Genomic DNA, 2,689 nt, shown 5'->3' on the forward strand with positions numbered 1-2,689 from the left:
TCATTGTCGTCGAAGGGATAAACGGTCGCGCCGATGCTCACGCCGACGCGCTCGCTCATGCCGTTCACGGTGATCTGGATGTTCAGTGCGGCCAGGATGCGGCGGATGATGCGCCCCACCTCGTCCAGACTGTGGACGTTCTCCAGCAGCACTACGAACTCGTCGCCGCCCAGGCGGGCGATGGTATCGGATTCGCGCGCCACGTCCCGGATGCGGCTGGCCACCTCGCGCAGCAGGCGGTCGCCCGCCTCGTGGCCCATGCGGTCGTTGACCCGCTTGAAGCCGTCGATGTCCATCACCAGCACCGCGGCCAGCCGCTCGCTGCGGTCCGCCTGATGGAAGGCGTGCATCATGCGGTCGAACAACAGCACGCGATTGCACAGCCCGGTCAGCGCATCGTGCTGGGCGCGGCGCAGCAGTTCCTGTTCCAGCTCCTGGCGGTGATAGGCCGCACCGATCATGCTGGCCAGCAGTTCCGCCACCTTCACCGATACCTCATCCACGTGCGGCGGACCGGAGCACGAAAACCACGAGACCGCCAGCACGCCGAGCGTCTGCTCGCCGGCGAAAACGGGCAATACGAGATTTGATTTCAGCCCCGCGGCGACATATTCCGGCATGGCGTTGGGGCTGGACGGATAATCGGAGAAATACACCGATCGACGGGTCCGGAACACCTCGCCGGCGGTGCCCTGCGAGGAACTGAAACGGTAATTCGCGTACTGCTGCTGATAATCCTCGGGCAGGCCCAGAAAAAACCGGTAACGCAGCACGTCATCGTCTTCGTGCATGATCAGGGCCGCCCCGTCGGCGCCCAACAGCTCGGCTGCAGCCCCGGCGGCCCCTTCGAAGAAACAAGAGAAATCCGTCTCACGGGCCAGACCCGTGAGTACCTTTAGCAAATCCACAAACGAAGCCTGTATGTCACTTGGGCCGACGGGCATACGGCAACACTCTCCCTGCCTGCCGGTCGACCGTGAACGCCTCCCACGATCCCTCGGCGGGCTGTGGCGGTTGATGGTATTAGCAAAGCAAGCATCGGGCCAACACGCACCAGGCTGGCGCAGGGGGGATCAAAGCGAACGGTGCGGGGGCGCTCGACCCGACTCATGCACCGGATTGGGGCAGGCAGAGCGGGTATCGCTAGCCGAGAAAGGCCTCGTCGGAGGCGAGCCAGTCGCGCTCCTCACGGGTGCTGGCGCGGCCGAGGATGGCGTTGCGATGCGGGAAGCGCCCGAAACGGCGCACGATCTCGCGATGGTGATGAGCGAACTTGAGGTTTTCCTCCAGCCCCGGCTTGTCGAACAGGCGCACCGAGCGGTTCTGGTCGGCCAGCGACTCGCTGTGCATGTAGGGCATGTACAAAAAGGCCTGCTGCTGCGGGGTCAGCTCAAGGTCGAAGCCGCGCTCGATGGCCGCTTCCGCCACCTCGCGGGCGCGCGCCTCGGTGGAAAAGCTGTCGGGTTTGCCGCGATACATGTTGAGCGGGAACTGATCGAACACGATCACCAGCGCCAGCGAACCGAGGGCGGTCTGCCGCCAGGACTTGTAGCCGCCGTCTTTGGCGCGCCGCCAGGTTTCCTCGAAACGGTCGCGGATCTCGTCGTCGAAGGCCGGCGTCGAATCGAACCAGAGCGGGCGCACCCGTTCGGAAAACCAGAAGTCGTCGATCAGCTCCGGCGTCACGATGTCCATCGACCGCCTCCTGCCAGATAGAGAAATGCCAGCGGGGATTCTTTCAGCGCGCCGGGCGTGGCGCAAGCCCCGCGCCCGGGAAGGGGGCTAACAGGCTATTGTTGTCGCTCAGGCGAGTGCGAGCGAAGGAAAAATTGGGCGAAAAATCTTTCTGGAAAAGATTTTCGCGCCAGCCGCGTAGCGGGCAGGCACAAGGATGCGCCTGCCAAAAAGCGCAGTTTACGTATCGTTTGCTGCTACGCAGCCCCGCATTATGAGCCTGATTTTGACGCCCTATCGTGCAGCATGAGTAGACAAAAATAGCCTGTTAAGGCTCGGGCACCATCCGGATATACCCACAGGGGCACTCATTGGCGCACAGCCCGCAGCCCTTGCAGTAATCGTAATCGAACACGTAGTGGCTGCCGTCGGCGGCGAACTCCCGGGTCTTGAGCACGGCCGAGTCGGGGCACAGGGTAAAGCAGTTGTCGCAGGCCAGGCAGTTGCCGCAGGAAAAGCAGCGCCGTGCCTCGTTCTGCACCTGCCCGCCCGACAGGCCCTGGTCGATCTCGTCGCAGCTGGTGCGCTCCGCCACCGGCAGGATCGTCTCGCGCGAGCGGTGCGCCGGTTCGTAATACGCGAGATTGATACCCTCGAAACCCACCACCTGCGGTTCGAAATCCTTGGGCGGGCCCACCTGCTTGATGAAATTGTCGATGGCCTGTGCCGCGCGGCGGCCCGCGCCGACGGCCTCGGTCACCGTGCCGCCCTGGCCGGTGGCGTCGCCGCCGGCGAACACGCCCGCATGGCCGGTCTCGCCCCAGCCGTCCGCATGCAGATGCGGGGCACCGTTGAGGATGGCCTCCAGCCCGGCGGGGTCCACCACCTGGCCGATAGCCGGAATCACCATGTCCACGTGCAGCACCGTCTCGGTGCCCTCGAAGGCGATGCGGTGCAGCCGGCCCTGTTCGTCGGGCAGCTTTTTCATGTGCACCATTTCCACACCCACCACCTT

The 2,689-nt window shown here is 64.3% G+C and carries 3 protein-coding genes; all 3 read right to left on the reverse strand.

Annotation, left to right across the window (positions count from 1 at the left end; translation table 11 throughout):
• The coding region (locus P8Y64_14430; GenBank protein MEJ2061644.1) for a sensor domain-containing diguanylate cyclase at positions 1 to 908 on the reverse strand (908 nt) is incomplete at its 3' end.
• Between the two features lie 235 nt (positions 909 to 1,143).
• Entirely contained in the window at positions 1,144 to 1,695 is a 552-nt protein-coding gene (locus P8Y64_14435) for a DUF924 domain-containing protein (protein ID MEJ2061645.1), read from the reverse strand.
• Positions 1,696 to 2,002: 307 nt separating this feature from the next.
• The coding region (locus P8Y64_14440) for a 4Fe-4S binding protein (protein MEJ2061646.1) at positions 2,003 to 2,689 on the reverse strand (687 nt) is incomplete at its 5' end.

Source organism: Gammaproteobacteria bacterium, assembly GCA_037388465.1.
Taxonomy (GTDB): Bacteria; Pseudomonadota; Gammaproteobacteria; order SpSt-1174; family SpSt-1174; genus JARRKE01.